This is a genomic window from Paenibacillus sp. Aloe-11 (assembly GCF_000245715.1).
Taxonomy (GTDB): Bacteria; Bacillota; Bacilli; order Paenibacillales; family Paenibacillaceae; genus Paenibacillus; species Paenibacillus kribbensis.
This window is the reverse complement of record NZ_JH601066.1, coordinates 153,536-157,933: the sequence shown is the minus strand read 5'-3', so window position 1 is coordinate 157,933 and position 4,398 is coordinate 153,536. Positions and strand designations below refer to the sequence as shown.

At 53.3% G+C, this 4,398-nt stretch carries 2 protein-coding genes; both read left to right on the top strand.

The features are described 5' to 3' along the window. The coding region (locus WG8_RS20890; protein ID WP_007432239.1) for a condensation domain-containing protein at positions 1-1,581 on the top strand (1,581 nt) is incomplete at its 5' end. Between the two features lie 64 nt (positions 1,582-1,645). After that, a partial coding sequence (locus tag WG8_RS20885) for a non-ribosomal peptide synthetase (RefSeq protein ID WP_007432238.1) occupies positions 1,646-4,398 on the top strand: 2,753 nt, incomplete at its 3' end.

The window sequence follows — 4,398 nt, the reverse complement described above, 5'->3', positions numbered from 1 at the left end:
CTGGGCGGAGATTCGATTAAGGCGATCCAGATGGCAAGCCGACTGCACAAGCACGGCTGGAAGCTGGAGATGAAGGACCTGTTCCGGAATCCGACCATCGTGCAGGTGTCCCCGTACCTGGAGGAGCTACAAGGCGAGAGAGCAGACCAGTCCGAAGTGAAGGGCGAAGTGAAGCTGACTCCTGTGCAGCGATGGTTCTTTGAGCAGCGGTTTACGGATCGGCATCACTGGAACCAATCGGTCATGCTGTATGCGGAGAAAGGGTTTGAGCGGAGGCAGACAGAAGCGGCGCTGCGGGCGCTGGTGGAGCACCACGATGCGCTGCGGATGGTGTATACCGAGACGACAGACGGAGTGGTGCAGTACAACCGGGATGTGGAGGGCGAGCTGTTCACTCTGAAGGAATACGATTACCGGACCGTGGCTGAAGGGTGTGAAGTGACCAGTCCAGAGACATGGAAACGGGCAATCGAAAGCGAAGCGGAGAGGATTCAAAGCGGGATTGACCTAAGCCGTGGACCGCTGGTGAAGGCGGCTATGTTCCATACAGACCAAGGCAGCCACCTGCTGTTTGTGATTCATCATCTGGTTGTGGATGGCGTATCATGGCGTATTTTGCTGGAGGATTTTGCGTCTGCCTATGAACAGGAAGGCAGGGAGGAAGCGGTCATGCTGCCGGCCAAAACCCATTCTTTCACCGAATGGTCTGAGCGGATTCATGAATTCGCTAAATCCCGGCTGCTGCTTCAAGAGATCGCTTATTGGAGCCAGCTCGAAAAGATGTGCCCATTGCCGCTGCCCAAGGACAGCGAAACAGATGATCGGCGCATGCAACATACGGTAACGGCGGAGTTTAAGCTGTCACCGGAGCAGACGCTGCATTTGACAACACAGGCGCATGAGGCATATCGCACTGAAATGAACGATATTTTGCTGACAGCCCTTGGCTGCGCCGTGCAGGAATGGACCGGATTCGATCATGTACTTGTGAACATGGAAGGACACGGGCGGGAAGAAGTGATTGAGGGGATTGACGTTTCACGTACGGTCGGCTGGTTTACGAGCCAATATCCGTTTGTGCTCGACATGAGTCATGCGGAGGATACAGCGTACCAATTAAAACGGATTAAAGAAGATCTGCGTCATATTCCAAATAAAGGGGTTGGTTACGGTATTTTACGGTACGTGACCCCTGATGAATACAAGGCTGAACTGGCTTTTTCGCTCCAGCCCGAAATTAGCTTCAATTATCTGGGGCAGTTTTCGGAGCTAGCGAATGCGGATGTGTTTGTTCGTTCTTCGATGCCAATGGGAAGTCCACTCGGTCAAGAAGGAGAAAAGCCGACGTCGCTTGACGTGGTTGGCTATGTGGAAGCCGGCGTGCTGTGTATGTCGATTGCCTACAACGGTTTGGAGTACACAAGCGAGACCATCTCGGCTTTGAACGAAAGCTTCAAAACGCATTTGGTGCGCCTGATTGACCATTGCATGAGCCAGGAGGGCGGAGAGATGACACCGAGCGATCTGGGCGATGATGAACTGACGATTGAAGAGCTGGATCAATTGATGCAGCTGCTGTAATTTTTTATGGCTTTTAGTGGTGTACAGCGGCTTATATTGAAAACATTTGACAGAGAGGTGACTTATGACCAAACCGAAAATTCAAAAAGTGTATCCCTTAACGCCAATGCAGGAGGGTATGCTGTTTCACGCGATGCTTGATCCTGAATCTTCTTCTTATTTTACACAGATGGAGCTGCATATTACCGGTAATCTCGATACTGAGGTTTTGCAGCAAAGCGTGGATGAGTTGGTTCGCTCCAACGACATTTTACGGACAGTTTTCGTTTATCAGCAGCTTCAACGACCCCGACAAATTGTACTCGCTGAACGCAAGGCTGAGGTCCACTGTGAGAGCCTGGAAGGAATGCAGCCGGAATCGCAGCAGAGCCGGATGGAAAGCTACAAGCGGGAAATTCAGGCCAAAGGCTTTGATTTGGCCAAGGATATGCTTTTTCGCGTCGCTGTATTCCGGCTGAGCGAGCATGATTACCGTTTGGTGTGGAGCAACCATCACATTCTTATAGATGGCTGGAGTCTCGGCGTGCTGATGAAAAAGCTGTTCGGCAACTATGAAAAGCTTCGCAGCGGCTCTCCGCTCCTTCCCGAACGGGAGAAGCCCTACGGGGACTATATCAAATGGTTGGAAATGCAGGATAAGGCAGCAGCTTATGCGTTCTGGGACGGACGTCTGGAGGAATTTGGACGTCCTACTCCGCTCCCGTGGCGGAAAAACGGGTCTGACGGAGAGGCGTACCGGAACGAGGAATTTAAATGGGAATGGGATCGTGAGTTGGTCACTGCGCTGAAGGCGCTGGCGAACCAGTATCAGGTAACGGCTCCCAACCTTTTTCAGGCGCTGTGGGGGGCACTGCTCGCCCGTTACAATGATTCGGAAGACGCAGTGTTCGGGACGGTCGTCTCCGGCCGTCCAGCCTCCATTCGTGGAGTCGAACAAATGGCGGGACTATTCATCAATACGGTTCCGGTGCGTGTGACCGTTCGGCCTGGAACGACGTTCGCCGATTTATTCACTACGGTGCAGTCTTATGCGCTGGAGGCGGAACAACACGATTATTTGCCATTGTATGAAATTCAAAAGCGTTCCGAGCTGCAAAGCGGTCTTGTGAGCCATTTGCTTGCTTTTGAAAACTATCCGCTTGATCGCGAACTGGCTAACGGAAGTTTGGAGGAACGGCTGGGGTTCTCTGTGCGTGTGGCGGATTCATTTGAACAGACGAACTACAATTTTAACCTGATCGTGTATCCCGGCGAAACGTGGTCGCTCAAAATGATGTACAATGCCGCTGTATTCGAGCGGGAATGGATGGAGAAGGCTGCCGGGCACCTGACGGCGCTGCTTCACGCAGCACTGTCCAATCCCGATAGCGAAGTGAACCGGGCCCGCATTTTAAATGAAGCGGAACAAGATGAAATTGGGCGCTTCCATGGTATTCGGTCCGACTATCCCCGGGACAAAAGCATCGCGGCGCTGTTCGAGGAGCAGACGGAGCGTACACCGGACCGCGAAGCGGTCATATGGGAAGGCGGCACGCTGACGTACCGTGAATTGAACGCGCGCGCCAACCGGATTGCGCGCAGATTGCGGGCGCGCGGTGTACAACCGGACGAGATCGTCGGGTTGATGACCGAAAAATCAGCCGATACGGTTATCGGCGTTCTTGCCATTCTGAAAGCCGGTGGCGCTTATCTGCCGATGGACCCGGAATATCCCGAAGAACGGATTTCTTATTTGCTGGAAGACAGCGGAGCCAGACTAACGCTGACGCAGAGAGGGCTCGCAGACCGACTGGACCGGCTGGTGGGAGCTGATGTGTTAATCATTGACGAGGAAGAGGATATTTTCGGAGCTGGAGGCGAGCCTCCTTTCTCTGTGCGGGGCGAGGAAGAACGCAACCTTGCAGGAGTCAATGGCCCGGACGATTTGGCCTATGTTATATATACGTCCGGCTCAACCGGGAGACCCAAAGGGGTGATGGTTGAGCAGCGCAACGTCATCCGACTGGTCATGGATGCTGGTTACACTCCTTTCGGGGAAGAAGAACGAATGGCGCAGACAGGTGCTATCAGCTTTGATGCAAGCACATTTGAGCTGTTTGGTGCGCTGCTGCACGGTGCGGGGCTTTATTTGGTGCCAAAAGACACCCTGCTTGACGGCGATGCTTTTGCCGGATTTTTACGCAAACACGGCATTACGATGATGTGGCTAACCTCTCCACTATTTAATAACCTATCTCAGCATAATCCGCTCATGTTCGCTTCCGTGCGACATCTAATTATTGGTGGGGACGCACTTGCACCAGCACATGTAAATCGGGTTCGCAAGGCTTGCCCGAACCTGTCTTTATGGAACGGTTACGGACCTACCGAAAATACGACCTTCTCGACTTGTTTCCGAATTGACCGGGATTATGACGGCTCAGTGCCGATTGGCCGACCGATCGGTAGCTCAACCGCTTATATCGTCAACACTGGCGGACAGCAACAGCCGATCGGCATTCCGGGAGAATTGTGCGTGGGGGGAGACGGTGTGGCCCGTGGCTATCTGAATCGCCCCGAGCTGACGACGGACAAATTCGTCGAAGATCCTTTCACGCCCGGCGGGAGAATGTACCGGACCGGCGATCTGGCACGCTGGCTGCCGGACGGTAATATTGAATATTTGGGACGGATGGATAATCAGGTGAAAATCCGTGGCTTCCGGATCGAGCTTGGCGAAATCGAGGCACGTCTGATGCAGGTAGAGGGGATACGTGAGGCCGTCGTTGTCGTCAATACGGATCAGCCGGGAGAACATACGCTGTCCGCCTATGTCAT